The organism is Ulvibacter sp. 2305UL32-6 (assembly GCF_058148545.1).
The window spans coordinates 290,996-309,639 of the sequence record NZ_JBYVKA010000002.1 but is presented as its reverse complement, the minus strand read 5'-3'; the positions used below and the strand labels follow the sequence as shown (position 1 = coordinate 309,639).

Annotated in this window: 18 protein-coding genes; 15 read left to right on the top strand and 3 right to left on the bottom strand. The window is 38.1% G+C overall.

What is annotated here, in order from left to right:
- Positions 1-93: 93 nt before the first annotated feature.
- The 10 genes from lpxD (at position 94) to ACY2RU_RS07155 (ending at position 10,017) form a co-directional block, all read left to right on the top strand.
- Positions 94-1,119 carry a UDP-3-O-(3-hydroxymyristoyl)glucosamine N-acyltransferase gene (gene lpxD, locus ACY2RU_RS07200; protein WP_490137759.1) on the top strand — a complete coding sequence of 342 codons (1,026 nt, stop codon included), beginning with the start codon at positions 94-96 and terminating at the stop codon, positions 1,117-1,119.
- Positions 1,112-2,518: a bifunctional UDP-3-O-[3-hydroxymyristoyl] N-acetylglucosamine deacetylase/3-hydroxyacyl-ACP dehydratase gene (locus tag ACY2RU_RS07195; RefSeq protein WP_490137758.1), complete on the top strand. Its 1,407-nt coding sequence runs from the start codon at positions 1,112-1,114 to the stop codon at positions 2,516-2,518. Before lpxD ends, ACY2RU_RS07195 begins: the two co-directional genes overlap by 8 nt.
- Complete coding sequence (lpxA, locus tag ACY2RU_RS07190) at positions 2,519-3,304, top strand: acyl-ACP--UDP-N-acetylglucosamine O-acyltransferase (protein ID WP_490137757.1); 786 nt, start codon at positions 2,519-2,521, stop codon at positions 3,302-3,304. It begins immediately after the preceding gene.
- Positions 3,305-3,343: 39 nt separating this feature from the next.
- Positions 3,344-3,910: an elongation factor P gene (gene efp, locus ACY2RU_RS07185; protein ID WP_490137756.1), complete on the top strand. Its 567-nt coding sequence runs from the start codon at positions 3,344-3,346 to the stop codon at positions 3,908-3,910.
- Between the two features lie 9 nt (positions 3,911-3,919).
- Positions 3,920-4,855, top strand: a complete 936-nt coding sequence (locus tag ACY2RU_RS07180) for a UDP-3-O-(3-hydroxymyristoyl)glucosamine N-acyltransferase (protein ID WP_490137755.1) — start codon at positions 3,920-3,922, stop codon at positions 4,853-4,855.
- 5 nt (positions 4,856-4,860) lie between these two features.
- Positions 4,861-5,268, top strand: a complete 408-nt coding sequence (locus ACY2RU_RS07175; RefSeq protein WP_490137754.1) for a nuclear transport factor 2 family protein — start codon at positions 4,861-4,863, stop codon at positions 5,266-5,268.
- A 92-nt stretch (positions 5,269-5,360) separates the two neighbouring features.
- On the top strand, positions 5,361-6,233 hold the full coding sequence (gene sucD / locus ACY2RU_RS07170; protein ID WP_490137753.1) for a succinate--CoA ligase subunit alpha: 873 nt from the start codon (positions 5,361-5,363) through the stop codon (positions 6,231-6,233).
- A gap of 85 nt (positions 6,234-6,318) precedes the next feature.
- On the top strand, positions 6,319-7,065 hold the full coding sequence (gene fabG / locus ACY2RU_RS07165) for a 3-oxoacyl-[acyl-carrier-protein] reductase (protein ID WP_490137752.1): 747 nt from the start codon (positions 6,319-6,321) through the stop codon (positions 7,063-7,065).
- 79 nt (positions 7,066-7,144) lie between these two features.
- Complete coding sequence (locus ACY2RU_RS07160) at positions 7,145-9,178, top strand: VWA domain-containing protein (RefSeq protein ID WP_490137751.1); 2,034 nt, start codon at positions 7,145-7,147, stop codon at positions 9,176-9,178.
- Positions 9,179-9,201: 23 nt separating this feature from the next.
- The gene (locus ACY2RU_RS07155) at positions 9,202-10,017 is read left to right on the top strand and encodes a prohibitin family protein (RefSeq protein WP_490137750.1); all 816 of its coding nucleotides are present in this window, start codon (positions 9,202-9,204) and stop codon (positions 10,015-10,017) included.
- A 75-nt stretch (positions 10,018-10,092) separates the two neighbouring features.
- Here the strand turns inward: ACY2RU_RS07155 and ACY2RU_RS07150 are convergent, their stop codons facing one another.
- Genes ACY2RU_RS07150 through ACY2RU_RS07140 form a run of 3 tightly spaced genes read right to left on the bottom strand, consistent with a single transcriptional unit; the run spans position 10,093 to position 13,448 of the window.
- Positions 10,093-11,859 carry a sodium:solute symporter family protein gene (locus tag ACY2RU_RS07150; protein WP_490137749.1) on the bottom strand — a complete coding sequence of 589 codons (1,767 nt, stop codon included), beginning with the start codon at positions 11,857-11,859 and terminating at the stop codon, positions 10,093-10,095.
- Between the two features lie 15 nt (positions 11,860-11,874).
- Positions 11,875-12,453 carry a helix-hairpin-helix domain-containing protein gene (locus tag ACY2RU_RS07145; protein ID WP_490137748.1) on the bottom strand — a complete coding sequence of 193 codons (579 nt, stop codon included), beginning with the start codon at positions 12,451-12,453 and terminating at the stop codon, positions 11,875-11,877.
- Positions 12,454-12,455: 2 nt separating this feature from the next.
- Positions 12,456-13,448: an OmpA family protein gene (locus ACY2RU_RS07140; protein WP_490137747.1), complete on the bottom strand. Its 993-nt coding sequence runs from the start codon at positions 13,446-13,448 to the stop codon at positions 12,456-12,458.
- A gap of 282 nt (positions 13,449-13,730) precedes the next feature.
- Between ACY2RU_RS07140 and hisG the strand changes: the two genes are divergently transcribed.
- From hisG to hisH, 5 genes are read left to right on the top strand one after another with little or no spacing between them, the layout of a single operon-like run.
- The gene (gene hisG, locus ACY2RU_RS07135) at positions 13,731-14,588 is read left to right on the top strand and encodes an ATP phosphoribosyltransferase (RefSeq protein WP_490137746.1); all 858 of its coding nucleotides are present in this window, start codon (positions 13,731-13,733) and stop codon (positions 14,586-14,588) included.
- A gap of 7 nt (positions 14,589-14,595) precedes the next feature.
- Positions 14,596-15,897: a histidinol dehydrogenase gene (hisD, locus tag ACY2RU_RS07130; RefSeq protein ID WP_490137745.1), complete on the top strand. Its 1,302-nt coding sequence runs from the start codon at positions 14,596-14,598 to the stop codon at positions 15,895-15,897.
- Positions 15,878-16,933 (top strand): histidinol-phosphate transaminase, encoded by a 1,056-nt coding sequence (hisC, locus tag ACY2RU_RS07125; protein ID WP_490137744.1) that lies wholly within the window; start codon positions 15,878-15,880, stop codon positions 16,931-16,933. The genes hisD and hisC overlap by 20 nt, the downstream gene beginning before the upstream one ends.
- Positions 16,930-18,063, top strand: coding sequence for a bifunctional histidinol-phosphatase/imidazoleglycerol-phosphate dehydratase HisB (gene hisB / locus ACY2RU_RS07120; protein ID WP_490137743.1), 1,134 nt, complete (start codon positions 16,930-16,932; stop codon positions 18,061-18,063). The genes hisC and hisB overlap by 4 nt, the downstream gene beginning before the upstream one ends.
- Complete coding sequence (gene hisH, locus ACY2RU_RS07115) at positions 18,063-18,644, top strand: imidazole glycerol phosphate synthase subunit HisH (RefSeq protein ID WP_490137742.1); 582 nt, start codon at positions 18,063-18,065, stop codon at positions 18,642-18,644. The genes hisB and hisH overlap by 1 nt, the downstream gene beginning before the upstream one ends.

Here is an 18,644-nt window from a genome sequence, read left to right as displayed (position 1 = left end):
AATGCAAGCTAAGCACCAGAATTTTTTAATGTGTCATTATTCGGTCTCCCACTGCGGAAGAAGGCGCTTGGTGTTAAATAACAAACCTATATAATGAAATTTACGGCAGCCCAAATCGCAGGTATACTCGAAGGAGAAGTAGATGGAGACGAATCTGTTGAAGTCTCAAAACTTTCAAAAATTGAAGAAGGTACCGCTGGAAGCCTTACCTTCTTAGCAAATCCTAAATACACTCACTATATTTATGACACCAACGCGTCCATAACGATTGTGGACCAAGACTTTGTGCCAGAACATTCTATAAAAACGACCTTAATACGCGTTGAGAATGCATATAAGGCTTTTTCAAAATTGCTTGAATATTACAATCAAGTGAAGATGAATAAAACAGGCATTGAACAACCCAATTTTATTTCAGAGAGCGCAACCTATGGTGAGAATATTTATTTGGGTGCATTTTCGTACGTTGGGGATAATGTTACTATAGGAGCGAATGTCAAAATTTTTCCAAATGCATATATAGGAGATAATGTTACAATTGGTGATCACAGTGTTGTTTTTGCAGGAGCAAAGATCTATTCTGAATCTGTAATTGGCAATCACTGTGTAATTCATAGCGGTTGTATTGTGGGCGCAGATGGTTTTGGTTTTACACCAAATGAAAAAGGAGAATACAAAAAAGTTCCGCAAATTGGTAATGTGATCATCGAAGATTATGTTGATATAGGAGCAGGAACCACCATTGATAGAGCAACCCTTGGGTCAACTGTAATTCGTCGAGGAGTGAAACTAGATAATCAGATTCAAATCGCACATAATGTCGAGATTGGCGAAAATACTGTTATTGCCGCTCAAACCGGAATTGCAGGTTCGACCAAGATAGGGAAGAACTGTATGATTGGCGGGCAAGTAGGAATCGTTGGGCATCTTATCATAGGAGACAATGTGCGTATACAAGCCCAAAGTGGTATTGGACGCAATTTAAAAGACAATGAAACCTTACAAGGTTCTCCAGCATTCAATTATGGCGACTATAATAAGAGCTATGTTCATTTTAAAAATCTTCCAGATATTATGAAACGATTTAACACCTTAGAAAAAAATGCAAACCATGAGTGATCAACCAACAAAACAACGCACCATCAAGAATGAAGTTTCGTTAACGGGTGTGGGATTGCATACAGGAAAGGAAGTCACCCTTACTTTTAAACCAGCCCCAGAAAATCACGGCTACACATTTGTTCGCGTTGATCTAGAAGGCCAACCTGTGATAGAGGCAGATGCCAATTATGTTGTTAATACACAACGAGGTACCAATCTAGAAAAATTAGGGGTTAGAATACAGACTTCCGAACATGTTTTAGCAGCTTTAGTAGGTATGGAGATCGATAATTGTATCATGGAACTCAATGCTTCCGAACCGCCTATCATGGACGGGTCTTCAAAGTTTTTTGTGGAAGCTATAGAAAAAGCCGGAATTGTAGAACAAGACGCTGCGCGGGAAGAATATATTGTAAAGGAGGTCATAAACTATATAGACGAAGAGTCTGGAAGTGAAATTACTATTATTCCTTCCGACGAATACCAAGTTACTACTATGGTTGACTTCGGAACAAAAGTTTTGGGCACGCAAAATGCGACCTTAAAGCATATATCAGACTTTAAAAATGAAATTTCAGCAGCACGTACGTTTAGCTTTCTACATGAGATAGAAATGCTTTTGGAACACGGCCTTATTAAAGGAGGTGATCTTAACAACGCTATAGTTTATGTAGATAAGGAGTTGTCGCCTAAAACCATGGAAAAACTTCGTGATGCCTTTGGAAAGGATAAAATTTCGGTAAAACCAAATGGAATTTTAGATAACCTTACGTTGCATCATCCTAATGAAGCAGCCCGCCATAAGCTTTTAGATGTAATAGGTGATCTTGCGCTTATAGGTACACGTATTCGCGGAAAGGTCATAGCTAATAAACCGGGACATTATATTAACACCCAGTTTGCAAAAAAGCTGTCTAAGTTGATAAAAATAGAGAATAGGAACAAAGTTCCTACGTTCGATTTAAATAAAGAACCTGTAAAAGACGTTAATGCCATCATGGAAATGTTGCCACATAGGCCACCTTTTCTTTTGGTTGATAAGATTTTAGAATTAAGTGATTCGCATGTGGTTGGTTTAAAGAATGTTACCATGAACGAACCTTTCTTTGTAGGACATTTTCCAGGAGCTCCGGTAATGCCGGGAGTGCTTATAGTAGAGGCAATGGCGCAAACAGGAGGAATACTTGCCTTAAGCACGGTTCCAGATCCAGAAAACTACCTGACCTTCTTTATGAAGATCAATAATGTAAAATTTAAAAAACAAGTAAATCCAGGTGACACCTTAATTTTTAATCTAGAATTGATTACACCTATACGTCGTGGCATTGTACATATGCAGGGAAATGCGTATGTTGGGAACAAATTGGTCACGGAAGCCGAGTTAATGGCGCAAATTGTTAAAACTAAAAACGTATAAATGAACCAACCACTTGCTTACGTCCACCCGGGCGCAAAAATTGCTAAAAATGTTGTTATAGAACCGTTTACAACCATACATAATAATGTGGTGATAGGTGAGGGCACATGGATTGGCTCAAACGTTACCATCATGGAAGGTGCACGCATTGGGAAGAATTGTAATATTTTTCCAGGGGCAGTAATTTCAGCTATACCTCAAGATCTAAAATTTCAAGACGAAGAAACAACAGCCGAGATAGGCGATAATACAACGATACGTGAATATGTAACTGTTAACCGCGGAACGGTAGATCGCGGTAAGACTGTGATCGGTAAAAACTGCCTTATTATGGCGTATTGTCATATTGCACATGATTGCTTTGTTGGAGACTATTGTATATTTTCAAATAATAGCACCTTGGCAGGACACATCACCATTGGAGATTACGTTATCTTAGCAGGAATGACTGCCGTACATCAGTTTTGTATGATCGGAAATCACGCTTTTGTAACAGGAGGTTCGTTAGTTCGAAAAGATGTTCCGCCTTTTGTAAAAGCAGCAAGAGAGCCTCTTTCATATGTAGGAATAAATTCTATTGGTTTACGTCGTAGAGGGTTCTCTCCCGAAAAAATCAGAGAAATTCAGAACATATACAGAATTCTTTATCAAAAAAATTATAATAATAGTCAGGCGGCCGAAATCATCGAAGCCGAGATGGAAGCAACACCAGAGCGTGATGAGATCCTTCAGTTTATAAAAAATTCGAAACGTGGTATCATGAAAGGATATTTCAGTTCCAACTAATTTAATACTAATTAATTACCCGCTATAGCGGACAATCATATGGCTACAAGTTCAGATATTAGAAAAGGATTGTGCATCAAGTACAATAACGATATATATAAAATCATAGAGTTTTTGCATGTAAAACCAGGGAAAGGACCTGCATTTGTAAGAACAAAATTAAAGAGTGTTACCAGTGGAAAGGTGATCGACAATACATTTTCTGCAGGCCATAAAATAGACGACGTTCGTGTTGAAACCCATAAGTTTCAATATTTGTACAACGAAGGTGAATTTTATCACTTTATGAATACTGAAGACTACTCACAGATCCGTTTGTTAAAAGAAGCATTAGATACTCCAGAACTTATGAAAGAAGGCGAAGTTGTAACGGTTATCATCAACACCGAAGACAATGCACCTTTATCTGTTGAAATGCCGGCTCATGTGATTTTGGAAGTTACTTCAACCGAACCTGGGGTTAAAGGAAACACAGCAACCAATGCAACGAAACCAGCAAAAGTTGAAACCGGAGCTGAGGTTAATGTACCTTTATTTATTAATGAAGGAGACAAAATAAAGATCGATACGGAGAAAGGTCAGTATCAAGAACGTATCAAAGAATAAATAGATCAAATGAAATTTCAAATACCTCAAAATTTAGAAGATGTTGCACGTATCATTAATTGCGATTATATTGGTGATGCGCATTTTCAGGTATTGGGTATGAACGAGATTCATGTGGTGACCGCTGGAGACATTGTCTTTGTTGATCATCCCAAATATTACGATAAGGCGTTGCAGTCGGCGGCAACTATCATCCTTATAAATAAGGAAGTTGTTTGTCCTATAGGGAAAGCCCTTTTGATTTCAGATGACCCCTTTCGCGATTTTAATAAATTAACACAGCATTTCCGTCCGTTTGAACCTGCGCGCGCCGTTATTGCCGACTCCGCCAAAATTGGTACACATACGGTCATTCAACCCAATACTTTTATTGGTAATAATGTGATTATCGGTGATGATTGTGTGATACATTCTAATGTATGTATCTATGATAATACAGTTATAGGTAACAATGTAACGATCCATTCAGGCAGTGTACTGGGAAGCGATGCTTTCTATTATAAAAACCGTCCTGAAAAATTCGACAAATTGCTTAGTGGAGGCCAGGTGATAATTGAAGATAACGTTGACATAGGCGCCTTGTGTACAATCGATAAGGGTGTTTCGGCAGCCACAACTATAGGAGAAGGCACTAAACTAGATAATCAGGTACATGTAGGGCACGATACTGTGATAGGTAAGCGTTGTTTAATAGCTTCCCAAGTGGGCATTGCAGGATGCGTGGTTATTGAAGATTTTGTAACTATCTGGGGGCAGGTTGGCATTACTAGTGGAGTAACCATTGGTGAAAAAGCCGTAATTTCTGCGCAAAGTGGTGTGAGCAAGTCGCTCGACGGACATAAATCATATTTTGGCACTCCGGCAGATGATTTCAGAAAAAAATATAAAGAATTGGCATCTATTCGCCTTATCCCTGATATAATTGACAAACTAGACAAACTATAATGAGTATGACCGCTAAAGAGATCGTTAAAAACTTTTATAAGACAGACCTTTTAGGGGATGATCTTGCCTTGGATCAATATTTTCATAAAGATTTGGTTCTTATATGGAATAGTGCTGATGGGTTAACGATCATGCATTTTGATGACATTGCAAATTTCTTTACTGAAATTAGACGAACGTATGCCGATACACGAATTGAAGTAAGTCATCTTTTAGAAGATGATGGCCACGTTACCATGCGTTATAAGTATTACGTAAAAACCATCGAAAATCCTGATGAAGAGCTCGGAATTGCCCATTTTATTGTGATATGGGAGGTAAAGGACGGAAAATTATACCGTGGATATCAAATAAGCCAGCCTGCTACAGACAAGGATGACACACAAAAATCCTATCACAGGGTTAAAGTCTAAATTCTTTTTGTAAACAAGTCTAAAAAAGTATCTTTGCATGGCTTTTAAAGGCAAACATTTCAGAAATCATTCAAAATAAATAAGCAATACACATGAGCGTATTAGTCAATAAAGATTCAAAAATAATTGTACAGGGTTTTACAGGAAGTGAAGGTACCTTTCACGCCGGTCAAATGATCGAGTATGGAACCAATGTTGTTGGAGGTGTTACTCCAGGTAAGGGCGGACAAACTCACTTAGATAGACCTGTTTTTAATACAGTAGAAGAAGCTGTAAAACAAGTTGGTGCTGATACTACCATTATTTTTGTGCCACCAGCTTTTGCTGCAGATGCGATCATGGAAGCTGCAGATGCAGGTATTAAAGTTATTATAACGATCACAGAAGGGATTCCTGTTGCAGATATGATCAAAGCAGCCGATTATATTAAAGATAGAGATTGTCGTTTGGTAGGCCCTAACTGCCCAGGTGTAATTACGCCAGGTGAAGCAAAAGTTGGGATCATGCCCGGATTTGTATTTAAAAAAGGAACTGTTGGAATCGTTTCAAAATCTGGTACACTTACTTATGAAGCGGCAGATCAGGTGGTGAAACAAGGTCTTGGAATTACCACAGCTATTGGTATTGGTGGAGATCCCATCATTGGAACTACAACCAAAGAAGCTGTTGAAATGTTGATCAATGACAGTGAAACAGAGGCAGTAGTGATGATCGGTGAGATTGGTGGACAACTAGAAGCCGACGCTGCGTTATGGTACAAAAATAGTGGTAGCAAGAAACCAGTCATTGGTTTTATAGCAGGTGAAACCGCACCAGCAGGTCGCACAATGGGTCATGCAGGAGCTATCGTTGGCGGAAGTGACGATACTGCCCAAGCTAAGAAAAAGATCATGCGCGAATGTGGTATTCATGTTGTGAATTCACCCGCTGAAATAGGAAAGAAAGTAGCTGAGGTTCTTGGATAACTTCAGAAGGAAATATTAAGACAAAAGCCCTGTTTATTTAGCAGGGCTTTTTTTATATTTGATAAACGCATCAAAAACAAATTATATGAAATTACTCGAAGGAAAAACTGCAATTATCACCGGAGGAAGCCGCGGTATTGGAAAAGGTATTGTTGAAACGTATGTGAAACACGGCGCAAATGTTGCCTTTACTTACAATTCTTCTGCCGAAGCCGCCGAAGCACTAGCTAACGAACTTTCCAAAGATGGCATTAAAGTAAAAGCTTATAAAAGTGATGCAGCGAGTTATGATCAGGCACAACAACTAGCCGAAGACGTACTAAAAGAATTTGGCAGTATTGATATTCTAATCAATAACGCAGGAATCACTAAAGACAACCTTTTGATGCGTATTTCTGAAGCCGATTTTGATACGGTTATTGAGGTCAATCTTAAATCGGTTTTTAATATGACTAAAGCGGTTCAACGCGCCATGTTAAAGCAACGCAAAGGCTCTATTATAAATATGAGCTCTGTGGTTGGAATCAAAGGAAATGCTGGCCAAACAAATTATGCGGCTTCAAAAGCAGGTATTTTAGGCTTTACTAAATCGGTTGCCTTAGAATTGGGCTCACGAAATATTCGCTGTAATGCCGTTGCTCCTGGTTTTATTGAAACTGAAATGACAGGCAAATTAGATGAACAAACCGTGCAGTCATGGCGTGATGCCATCCCGTTAAAACGTGGAGGATCTCCTGAAGATATCGCAAATATGTGTGTATTTTTAGGATCGGAGTTGTCTTCATATGTAACGGGTCAGGTACTAAATGTAGACGGCGGAATGCTTACGTAATTAAGCCAGACGATTTTAGAATGTCGAAGGCGTTTTTATACACCCCATTCAAACTCGTACATTGTAAATCGTATTTTTAATGTCTCCAGAAACCATTTTATATATTGTCATTGCCGCCTGTGTTTCGCTTGGGTTGGCTGTCTTTATGTATGGTTATAAGCCAAAGTATAAAGGCAATCTTCGCTGGCTTTTTGGTGCACTGCGATTTATAAGTTTGTTTGCTATTTTATTGCTCCTGATCAATCCGAAATTTAAAAGTGAAAGTTATACGATTGTAAAACCTAAATTACCAGTTTTAGTTGATAATAGCAGTTCTATCAAAGAATTGGATCAAACGGCAACTGTCTTAAGTATGATAGACGAGCTTCAAACCAATGAAGTTTTGAATAACAAGTTTGATATTTCCTTTTTTCGCTTCGGAAGTGATTTCGATCAGCTAGATAGTTTATCCTTTTTAGAAAAAAACACCAATATCACTAAAGCTTTGACCTCGGTACATGATCTTTACAAAGATCAAACCGCACCTACATTGCTAATTTCAGATGGAAATCAAACTTTAGGGAGTGATTATGAATTTACAGGATCTATCCTTAAAAACCAGATATATCCATTAATTTTAGGCGATTCTATTCACTATACCGACCTAAAAATAGAACAACTTAATACTAATAGGTACGCTTTTTTAAAGAATCAATTTCCTGTTGAAGTAATTCTCGTATATAGCGGCGTTGGTGAGGCTGACTCGCAATTTGTGGTGACTCAAGGCAGCGCTGTCATATTTAGACAAAATGTATCTTTTTCAGAAAAGGAAAATACAAAAACACTAGCATTTACTCTCCCAGCGTCAAGTGTAGGCTTACAGCGTTATACAGCACAATTAACACCTTTAGAGCGTGAAAAAAATAAAGTAAATAATACCAAGCGATTTGCTGTTGAGGTTATTGACCAAGCGACAAATGTTCTTGTGGTAAGCAAGATCATTCATCCAGACTTAGGAGCTTTAAAAAAGGCGATCACTAGTAACGAGCAGCGACGTTTTTCGGTGAAAAAATCAAGCGAAGCAATTTCAGAATTGAACGAAAGTCAATTAGTGATTTTGTATCAACCAGACCGAAGTTTTTCCGCAATATTTTCCGAAGTAGAAAAGCTTAAAAAAAACACGTTGGTACTAACGGGGCTTCAAACTGATTGGAACTTTTTGAATAGGGTACAGACCAATTATCAAAAAACAGCTTCGGGCCAATCTGAAGAGGTTTCAGGAACATTGAATCTAAACTACGGGACGTTTGCCATTGAAGATATAGGTTTTGATGATCTTCCTCCGCTTAAAACACTGTTCGGTGACCTTTCGGTTAACATTCCGCATGAGGTATTATTAGAGCAATCGATCCAAAATTTTATTACAGACAGTCCAATGCTTACAACCATGGAGTTAAATGGGAAGCGTGATGCATTATGGGATGGCGAAGGCCTTTGGAAATGGCGAGCACAGTCGTTTGTGGCGAATAAGGACTTTATTGCATTCGATGATTTTATAGGAAAACTTGTGCAATATCTGGCTTCAAATAAGCGTCGAAGTAGGCTGGAGGTAAGTAATGAGACATTTTATTACAATAACAACCCCATAAAAATCTCTGCTCAGTATTTTGATCAAAATTATGTCTTTGACAATAGAGCTTCATTGAATATCAACGTTGTTAATTCGGCCGATGATTCTCAAACCGTTTTTCCATTGCTGCTGAAAAATAATTTTTATGAAGTTGATCTAAACAGTCTTCCCGCTGGTGAATATACTTATACGGTATCTGTTCAAAATGAAGCAGTTGCACGAAGTGGTAGTTTTACTATTCTCGACTTTAATGTTGAACAACAATTTTTAAATGCTAACGTAACTAAATTGAATCGTTTGGCGACTAATACACAGGGGAAAGCTTTTTATACTTCAGAGCTGCAGAATTTAATTGATTCGCTGGTAAGTGATCAACGCTATCAATCAATTCAAAAAAGCGAACAAAAAGTGGTACCTTTAATCGATTGGCAGTATTTGCTTGCCTTGATCGTTCTCGTATTAGCTTCGGAATGGTTTATCAGAAAATATAACGGACTTATTTAATTTAAAATAAAAAAGAATAACACATGGAAAAATTACCAAAAATTGGAATCCCCGTAATCATCATAGCAATTTTGCTCATCATAGTGGTGGCAAAATCGGCTGTAACGATTGGATCAGGGGAAGCGGGCGTACTGTATAAAACATTTGATAATGGTGTTGTCACCGATGGACCGCCACTTGGCGAAGGATTTCACCTAGTTGCTCCTTGGAATAAGGTCATCATCTACGAAGTTCGTCAGCAAGAATTGTTTGAAAAAATGAAGGTGCTATCTTCTAACGGTTTGGAGATCCAGATCGATGCTTCGGCTTGGTACGAGCCAGTTTATGATCAATTAGGAAATCTACATCAATCTTTAGGTGAAAATTATTTAGAACGTGTTATTATGCCGTCTATTCGCAGTGCAGCGCGTAGTGTGGTAGGACGATATACTCCAGAGCAATTATACTCGAGTAAGCGTGATGCTATTCAGGATGAGATCTTTGAGGAAACTAAAAAGATCTTGGATAACCAATATGTACAATTAAATGAAGTATTAGTACGTGATGTAACACTTCCAAATACGATCAAAGACGCAATTGAGCGTAAGTTAAAACAAGAGCAGGAATCATTAGAATATGAGTTTAGATTAGTTACAGCTGCAAAAGAAGCAGAAAAAGTAATAATTGAAGCCGAGGGTAAAGCAGAATCGAACAGAATTTTAAGCGCGTCCTTAACCGATAAGATTTTACAAGATAAAGGAATCGATGCTACTTTAAAATTAGCCGAATCACCTAATACAAAGGTTATTGTTATTGGTGGCGGTGAAAGTGGTTTGCCACTGATCTTAGGAGATAATTAAACGTTTTATTGTAATAAAAAAAGACCGTTTCGGATTTTCCCGAAACGGTCTTTTTTTTTACCTATTAGCAATTAATTAATTGGCTTTCTTAGATTTATACTTCCATAGTTTAAAAATGACTAAGGCGCTTATTATGGCAATCGATATTAAGATAACAGCACCTAGCACATTTCCATAGATAAAATATCCAGTTGCAAAAAGAGATGTATAGACAAAAACAATCCCTAAGAGCATGGACGCCAAATCAATTGTAAATACATCGTTAGTTTTTTCTAACGGAATATTTTGATCTCTTGCAATCTTTTTAAAAGGAGACCAGCCGCGACCGTAAGGAGTAACTTGATTATAGAATTTTGCTAAAGTTTGTGTGTCGGTCGGTCGAGTGACCAAAGTCACAATGATCCAGCTTGCTGTGGTAATTAAGACACCATAGATCAGTTTTTCATGGCCCTCGAGTCCTAAGTCTACAAACTCAAAAAAGAGCGCTAAGAAAAAGGAGACAATCATACCGGTAATTTCGCTATAGGCGTTAACACGCCACCAAAACCATCGAAGAATAAAAATAGAACCTGTTCCGGCACCAATTTGTAACAATATCTCAAAAGCACTTTTGGCGTTACTGAGAAAGAGTGCGATCACAGCTGCAAATACCATCAATAGTACCGTAGATATACGTCCAACGGCTACGAGTTCTTTTTCTGACGCGGCTGGCTTTAAAAAACGCTTATAGAAATCTAAGGCGATATAAGAAGATCCCCAATTTAAATGGGTTGAAATAGTACTCATAAATGCAGCGATCAATGATGCAATCACAATACCTAATAGTCCCGGAGGTAATTTTGTAAGCATGGCAGAATATCCGAGATCATGACCTATAACTGCATTTGGGAATTCAGCCCCAATATCTGATAAATTTGGATATAAAACCAAAGAGGCTAAAGCTATAATAATCCATGGCCATGGTCGAAGCGCGTAATGTGCTATATTAAAGAGTAGGGTTGCGCCAATGGCATTTTTTTCATCTTTAGCCGAAAGCATACGTTGAGCAATATATCCGCCTCCTCCAGGTTCCGCCCCAGGGTACCAAACACTCCACCATTGAACGGCTATTGGTACTATTAAAAGAACAACGAGCGATTTTGTGTCGCTGAAATCGGGAAGAAAATTTAATTTATCGGCAACGTTTGGGTGAGTAAGAAGGGCATTAAGACCTCCAATTTCTTTCATATTTACGATGTAAATGGCCGCCCATATAGAACCAACCATAGCAACTATAAACTGTAAAAAATCTGTAAAGATCACACCACGCAGCCCGCCAAACGAACTATAAGCCACTGTCACTAGTGAGGCGTAGAGTACGCATTCCCAAGGAGCTAGATCAAACATGATTCCTCCAATCTTGATCGCGGCCAGACAAACGGTGGCCATGATCATTACATTAAAAAAAACACCTAAATACAAGGCTCGAAAGCCTCGTAGGAATGCAGCTTCCTTCCCGCTGTACCGCAACTCGTAAAACTGGAGATCGGTTAAGACTTTAGAGCGACGCCAAAGCTTTGCATATACAAATACTGTAAGCATTCCTGTAATTAAAAATGCCCACCATACCCAGTTTCCCGACACGCCATCCTGTCGCACAATGTCTGTAACAAGATTGGGTGTATCTGCAGAGAAAGTGGTAGCCACCATAGAAATACCTAGGAGCCACCATGGCATATTGCGTCCAGAAAGGAAAAACTCTTTGGTGTCTTTTCCAGATTTTTTTGCAACCACCAAACCAATGATTAAGAAAATAACAAAAAAGGAAATAATTAGGATCCAATCAAGGGTTTTAAGTGTCATATGGAAGTTGTAAGGTTAATTCACTTGAATAAGGGCTCTGGCTTGACCCACCCAATCATCGCGTTCAATACGACCAGGGAAAAAGTCGATCAGCTCGGTTACCACACGTATATCAGATTCTTTTAAATTACTTAATTGTTTAAAAGTATAAATGTCGATCTCATTTAATTTTTCTTCAATATATGGGCCAATACCATTGATCTTTGTGAGATCATCGCGTTCCGATCTTATAGCTATTCCGAAGCTGTCATAATTTAAAGCTGGTTTTTGCTTATTATATGTAATAATGCTATTACTAACCTTTGCAGCGTTTCTTTCAGCAACTACGGCCTTATCTTGAATAGCTTCTTGCGTTTCTTTAACAACTGCGACAATTTTCGGTTTAATTTCAGTAAAAATAGTTTCGATATCGTTCACATGTGGTCTGGTCTTCAAGGCGTTTACTTCGCCTTTTAATCGATTGATTAATTTGCGAGAGGCGTCTTTTTGCATCCACAAAGACGAAAAATAACCGATAAGGAAGGTACTTAGCATCAGCATAAAAATACCGGCCATATTGGGTAACTGATTAATAAACTCTGTGAATTCCTGCATATTTAATAAAAAACGACTTCTATTCGTTGATTTGCCTCACGGCCACGTTTTGTGTTATTTGTATCGATACTTTCAGATTCTCCTTTTGAGATTGCCTTAATATTTTCTTCGTCAATGACTCCCTTCGAAATTAAATACCAACGAACCTGACGTGCAAAATCTAAGCCTAATTTGTAATTCTCTGAAGCAGCTCCAATATTATCGGTATGACCAATTATTTCAATAGAAATATTTGGATTCTGGTTCATTGCAACTTGTATTTGCTCCACAAGATTCTTTAGATTAGAATTTTCAATAATTCGAGCACCTTGAAAACCAGGATAAACTACAATAGCGTCTGGTATTTCGGGAACAATTGAATCAATTCTAGACTGGTCAAGACGTCTAAAAGCAAAACTAAAAGTATTGTTAGCTATGTTATTAGGTTCAAAATCAATATCTTGAATAACCGATTTTACAACTATTTTTTCTGAAGGAACTCCAGCTTTTTGCAATAGCCTTTTTACTTCCTTTCCTCTTTGAATACCCAAATTAGGTGATTCGTTATTTTCGTTTACACTATATAACGAAATTACATGCACTTCCTTATCTGGATTTCGAATTAGATGATTATATATTTCATCTGAAAACCCAGATAATTTGCTTGAAACATTTAAACGCCTAGAGTTTTTCGAAATTTCAATTCCATCTTTATAATGAAAAACAAGATCTCCATCTTCTGTGATCGCCTTTAAGCCGTGCTCTTCAATATTTATTATGGTAGGCTTCGTTTCTGAAACCAAGGTACTATCTATAATTAGTTCGTTTTTAAATGTAGCTTCCTTTTCTTGCTTTCTCTGAACCTCTGGTTCACTACTCAAATTGGTTGAATCAGAATTTGTACTTTCAATTTGTGCAGTTATATTTTTAGTAGATGGGTCTAACCAAGAATAAAGCCAAAGTCCAAAAAAAGACCAGACTAGAAAGACCATTAATGCTGTAAAAAAATTTTTCATTAAACAAAAATCCGCTGTAAACTAACACGTTACGATTTATGTGGGGATAGTAGACAAATCTAATAAAATTATCGTGTAAGACAAGAGTTAAATTAACATGATTTTTTAAGATGTATTATTTTTTTTCACTTTCTTTGTACCAAGACATGAGAACAAAAAATGTACATCATCACATTGAACTCCTTCGCTCCAGCGAGGTGCTTTGATAGTTGTATATTATAAACTATATCAAAACCCGTTTGAGCAATCAAGCGGGTTTTTTTTATGCCTAAAAATCAAATTATGAAAAAATTAAAAATTGCTATTCAAAAATCAGGTCGGTTACACGATGAATCATTGCGTTTGTTTAAAGACTGCGGAATCTCTATTGACAACGGAAGAGATCAATTAAAGGCCAATGCTTCAAATTTTCCAATGGAGGTATACTATCTTCGGAATGGTGATATTCCGCAATACCTTCAAGACGGGGTAGTTGATTGTGCCATCCTAGGTGAAAATATTCTTTTTGAAAAAGCAAGCGACATAACCATAATGCAAAAGCTTGGATTTTCTAAATGTCGAGTTTCTCTGGCTGTTCCGAAAAATGTAGCCTATAAAGGAATTTCAGATTTAGCAAACAAACGAATAGCCACCTCATATCCAAATACCACGCAATGGTATTTTATGCAAAACAAACTCAAAGCAGATTTACACATAATTAATGGAAGTGTTGAAATTGCACCTAATATCGGACTTGCAGATGCAATCTGCGATATTGTTAGTAGCGGAAGCACCTTGTTTAAGAATAATTTAAAAGAGGTAGAAGTAATTATGCAAAGTGAAGCCGTATTGGCCGTTTCTCCTTCTATTTCCAAAGAAATTCAGAGCATTTTAGACAAATTCCAATTCCGAATACAATCTGTTCTTAAAGGTCGAAATTCTCGCTATGTCCTGCTTAACGCGCCTAATGAAAAGCTTGATGAGATTTTTTCACTCCTTCCCGGAATGCGGAGTCCAACAGTGCTTCCACTGGCCGATGCGGGATGGAGTAGTGTTCATTCAGTTGTGAATCAAGACGTTTTTTGGGATGTGATCGACAAATTAAAACAAGCGGGTGCCGAAGGTATTTTGGTAAGTCCAATTGAAAAAATGGTTTTATAATAAGCTTATGCAGACAATCTTCAATCCATTACCAAAGAAATGGCCTAGCCTTACAAAACGACCTTCACAGGACACCACGACGCTAAATTCCATTGTCAATGATGTGTTCCGAAATGTACAAGAGCAAGGAGACGGTGCATTAAAAAAATACACTAAAGAGTTTGATGGGGTTTCAATCGATAATTTAAAGGTTTCTCAAGCAGAAATAGATCTCGCATTTCAGAAAATACCCCAAAACTTAAAAGATGCTATTGCCCTTGCTAAAGAGAATATCTATAAATTTCACAGCGCTCAGCAGCGTCCTAAAATTGAAGTAGAAACCACAGAAGGTGTCTTCTGTTGGCAAGAAAAACGACCTATATCAAAAGTTGGATTATATATTCCAGGCGGCACTGCACCTTTATTTTCAACGGTGTTGATGTTAGCAATACCAGCCAAAATTGCAGGTTGTGCTGAAATTATTCTTTGCACGCCACCCAATACACAGGGAGAAATAGCGCCCGAGATCTTATATACAGCAATGTTATGTGGTGTTACCAAATTATATAAGGTTGGCGGAATTCAAGCTATTGCTGCTATGACCTTCGGAACTGAAACAATTCCATCGGTATATAAATTATTCGGTCCAGGAAATCAATTTGTGACGGCAGCCAAGCAAAAGGCTCTCGATTACGGTTTAGCGATCGATATGCCAGCAGGACCTAGTGAATTGCTTGTTTTTGCAGACGAAACTGCGGTTCCTCAATTCGTTGCAGCCGATCTTTTGAGTCAGGCAGAGCACGGCGCCGATAGCCAGGTGGTTTTGGTTTCAACTTCCGAAGAAATCATAACACAGGTACAAGGCGAGATCACAGCACAAGTAAGAGGTTTATCAAGGAAAACCATCGCTCAAAAAGCGCTTGAAAATGCACGTTTTATAAAATTTTCCGACAAGGAAAGGAGTTTACATTTTATCAATCAATATGCGCCAGAACATTTTATAGTAGTATCTAAAGACACAAATTACTTTGTAGATAATATTCAAAATGCGGGCTCCGTGTTTATCGGTAATTATACACCTGAAAGCGCAGGGGATTATGCCTCAGGGACCAATCATACACTGCCTACAAATGGTTTTGCCAAACAATATAGTGGTGTGAATTTAGATAGCTTTTTAAAAGCAATCACCTTCCAAAAAGTAACACAGCCCGGTTTGGAAAAAATTGGTAATGCCATTGAACTTATGGCTGCCGCCGAAGGCTTAGATGCTCATAAAAATGCAGTGACCCTGCGCCTAAAAGCTATCAGAGATGGAAAAACTCAACTTTAATTTAATTTCTTTGGTTCGGCAAAATGTCGCCAAATTAAAACCGTATAGCTCGGCACGTGACGAATTTCAAGGGAATTCGTCTGATATGATCTTTTTGGATGCCAATGAAAACCCTTTTGAAACTAGCGTAAACCGCTATCCCGATCCGCAACAGAAAAACGTAAAACAGCTCCTTTCAATACAAAAAAAGGTACAGGAGAAACAAATATTGCTTGGTAATGGGAGTGACGAAATACTCGATCTTTTATTCCGCGCATTTTGTGAGCCTGCAGTCGATAATTGCATCACATTACCGCCTACTTATGGAATGTACAAGGTTTTAGCAGACATCAATAATGTAGAGAATCGTGAAGTACAGCTTACAAATGAATTTGAGCCCGATATCGATAAAATACTTAAAGCCCAGGATGAGCATTCTAAGCTGCTGTTTCTCTGTTCACCAAATAATCCTACAGGAAATCTATTTTCCGAAGAAAAAATAAAACAATTACTCAATAAATTTAATGGTTTGGTAGTCATAGATGAAGCGTATATCGACTTTGCCACGAACGGAAGTTGGATTGATCAACTCACGCAATATCCAAATCTCGTGGTGACACAAACACTCTCTAAAGCCTATGGTATGGCGGGAATACGAATGGGAATTTGTTTTGCTTCGGAAGAAATTATTGCAGTACTGAACAAAATAAAACCTCCTTATAACGTAAACGAATTGACACAACAACAGGCCGTAGCGAGATTGCAAAAACTCGAAGGGGTTGCCGATGAAGTTTCAAAAATCCTTTCGGAACGTTCTCGCCTTATAGTATCGCTTGAATCTTTGGGATTTGTCAAAAAAATATATCCTTCCAACACCAACTTTTTACTCATTCGGGTTGATGATGCAAAGAGACGGTATCAACAACTCATTAAAAACCATATTGTAGTACGTAACCGAAGTAATCAACCACTTTGCCAAAATACATTACGGATCACAGTGGGAACTTCCAAAGAAAACAACCAACTCATTAAAACACTAAAAAATCTAAATTCATGAAAAAAGTACTTTTTATTGATCGCGATGGAACCATTATCAAAGAAACAGCCGACGAGCAGATCGATGCTTTTGAAAAGATGATCTTTTATCCAAAAGCCTTTACTTACTTAGGAAAGATCGCAAATGAACTAGATTATGAGTTGGTGATGATCACCAATCAAGATGGTCTAGGCACCGAGGCCTTTCCAGAAGACACCTTTTGGCCGGTGCATAACTTTATCATGAAATCGTTTGAACATGAAGGGGTTGTTTTTTCTGAAGTTTATTTAGATAAAACGTTCCCACATGAAAATGCTGATACACGAAAACCTGGGACAGGCTTGCTGAAAAAGTATTTTGAACCAGCCTATGATCTGGAAAATTCTTTCGTCATTGGCGATCGCCTCACAGATATGGAACTAGCCAAAAATTTGGGAGCTAAAGGCATTTTTATCAATGATGAAACCCACCTAGGAACAAATGAAATTACGGTAAAGCGAGAAGAACTCAATGCCGTGATCGTTAAGGAAACAAACGATTGGCAACAGATCTATGAATTTCTAAAGTTAAAAAGTCGAGTTGCCACGTTAGTCCGTAAAACTAATGAAACTGATATTTCAATTCAACTAAATCTTGATGGTACCGGACAAAGTGAAATTGATACGGGCATTGCCTTTTTTGATCATATGTTAGATCAGTTAGCACGTCATGGTAACATGGACTTGACCATAAATGTTACCGGCGACTTAGAAGTCGATGAACACCACACCATTGAAGACACTGCGATTGCCTTAGGTGAAGTGTTTGCAGCAGCGTTGGGAAATAAACTAGGTATTGAACGTTATGGTTTCTGTTTACCCATGGACGACTGCCTAGCACAGGTTGCGATCGATTTTGGAGGCAGGAACTGGCTTGTTTGGGACGCTACATTCAATCGTGAAATGATCGGTAAAATGCCTACTGAAATGTTCTTTCACTTTTTTAAATCCTTTAGCGACGGTGCCAAAGCCAATCTCAATATTAAAGCTGAAGGAACTAATGAACATCACAAGATCGAGTCAATTTTCAAAGCATTTGCTAAGGCGATAAAGGCTGCAGTGAAGCGCGATACTGAGAAAATGATTTTACCAACTACCAAAGGAATGTTATAATGAAGATCGTAATTATTGATTATGGTGCGGGAAATATTAAAAGCATTCAATTCGCTATTGAACGCTTGGGTTTTCAAGCCGTGTTGAGCAGTAATGCTAACGAAATTACTTCGGCAGATAAGGTTATTTTTCCGGGCGTTGGTGAAGCAGCTAGTGCAATGCGGAAGTTAAAAGCTACCAACCTCGACACGCTTATTCCGCAGTTAAAACAGCCTGTTTTAGGCATTTGTCTCGGGATGCATCTGCTCTGTAATTATTCCGAAGAAGGCGAAACCAAAGGTTTAGGAATTTTTGATGTTGACGTCATTAAGTTTTCTTCGGAAGTAAAAGTACCGCAAATGGGCTGGAATACCTTAAAACCATTACGCTCACAACTGTTTGAAGGAATCAAAGAAGGCGAATTTATGTATTTCGTGCACAGTTTCTATGCTCCGCTTTGTGAAGATACCATTGCAAGCACAAACTATCAGTTGCGCTACAGTTCGGCTTTGCAAAAAAATAATTTCTACGGCGTTCAATTTCATCCCGAAAAAAGTAGTGCAGCAGGATCTATACTACTTCAAAACTTTTTAAAGCTATAA

Excerpts from the sequence above, each read along its gene's own strand:
- sucD (WP_490137753.1), top strand. The coding sequence starts at position 5,361 with ATGAGCGTATTAGTCAATAAAGATTCAAAAATAATTGTACAGGGTTTT.
- fabG (WP_490137752.1), top strand. The coding sequence starts at position 6,319 with ATGAAATTACTCGAAGGAAAAACTGCAATTATCACCGGAGGAAGCCGC.
- hisB (WP_490137743.1), top strand. The coding sequence starts at position 16,930 with ATGAAAAAAGTACTTTTTATTGATCGCGATGGAACCATTATCAAAGAA.
- ACY2RU_RS07155 (WP_490137750.1), top strand. The coding sequence starts at position 9,202 with ATGGAAAAATTACCAAAAATTGGAATCCCCGTAATCATCATAGCAATT.
- ACY2RU_RS07150 (WP_490137749.1), bottom strand. The coding sequence starts at position 11,859 with ATGACACTTAAAACCCTTGATTGGATCCTAATTATTTCCTTTTTTGTT.
- efp (WP_490137756.1), top strand. The coding sequence starts at position 3,344 with ATGGCTACAAGTTCAGATATTAGAAAAGGATTGTGCATCAAGTACAAT.
- hisG (WP_490137746.1), top strand. The coding sequence starts at position 13,731 with ATGAAAAAATTAAAAATTGCTATTCAAAAATCAGGTCGGTTACACGAT.
- hisH (WP_490137742.1), top strand. The coding sequence starts at position 18,063 with ATGAAGATCGTAATTATTGATTATGGTGCGGGAAATATTAAAAGCATT.
- lpxD (WP_490137759.1), top strand. The coding sequence starts at position 94 with ATGAAATTTACGGCAGCCCAAATCGCAGGTATACTCGAAGGAGAAGTA.
- hisC (WP_490137744.1), top strand. The coding sequence starts at position 15,878 with ATGGAAAAACTCAACTTTAATTTAATTTCTTTGGTTCGGCAAAATGTC.
- ACY2RU_RS07175 (WP_490137754.1), top strand. The coding sequence starts at position 4,861 with ATGACCGCTAAAGAGATCGTTAAAAACTTTTATAAGACAGACCTTTTA.
- ACY2RU_RS07140 (WP_490137747.1), bottom strand. The coding sequence starts at position 13,448 with ATGAAAAATTTTTTTACAGCATTAATGGTCTTTCTAGTCTGGTCTTTT.
- ACY2RU_RS07195 (WP_490137758.1), top strand. The coding sequence starts at position 1,112 with ATGAGTGATCAACCAACAAAACAACGCACCATCAAGAATGAAGTTTCG.
- hisD (WP_490137745.1), top strand. The coding sequence starts at position 14,596 with ATGCAGACAATCTTCAATCCATTACCAAAGAAATGGCCTAGCCTTACA.
- lpxA (WP_490137757.1), top strand. The coding sequence starts at position 2,519 with ATGAACCAACCACTTGCTTACGTCCACCCGGGCGCAAAAATTGCTAAA.
- ACY2RU_RS07160 (WP_490137751.1), top strand. The coding sequence starts at position 7,145 with ATGTCTCCAGAAACCATTTTATATATTGTCATTGCCGCCTGTGTTTCG.
- ACY2RU_RS07180 (WP_490137755.1), top strand. The coding sequence starts at position 3,920 with ATGAAATTTCAAATACCTCAAAATTTAGAAGATGTTGCACGTATCATT.
- ACY2RU_RS07145 (WP_490137748.1), bottom strand. The coding sequence starts at position 12,453 with ATGCAGGAATTCACAGAGTTTATTAATCAGTTACCCAATATGGCCGGT.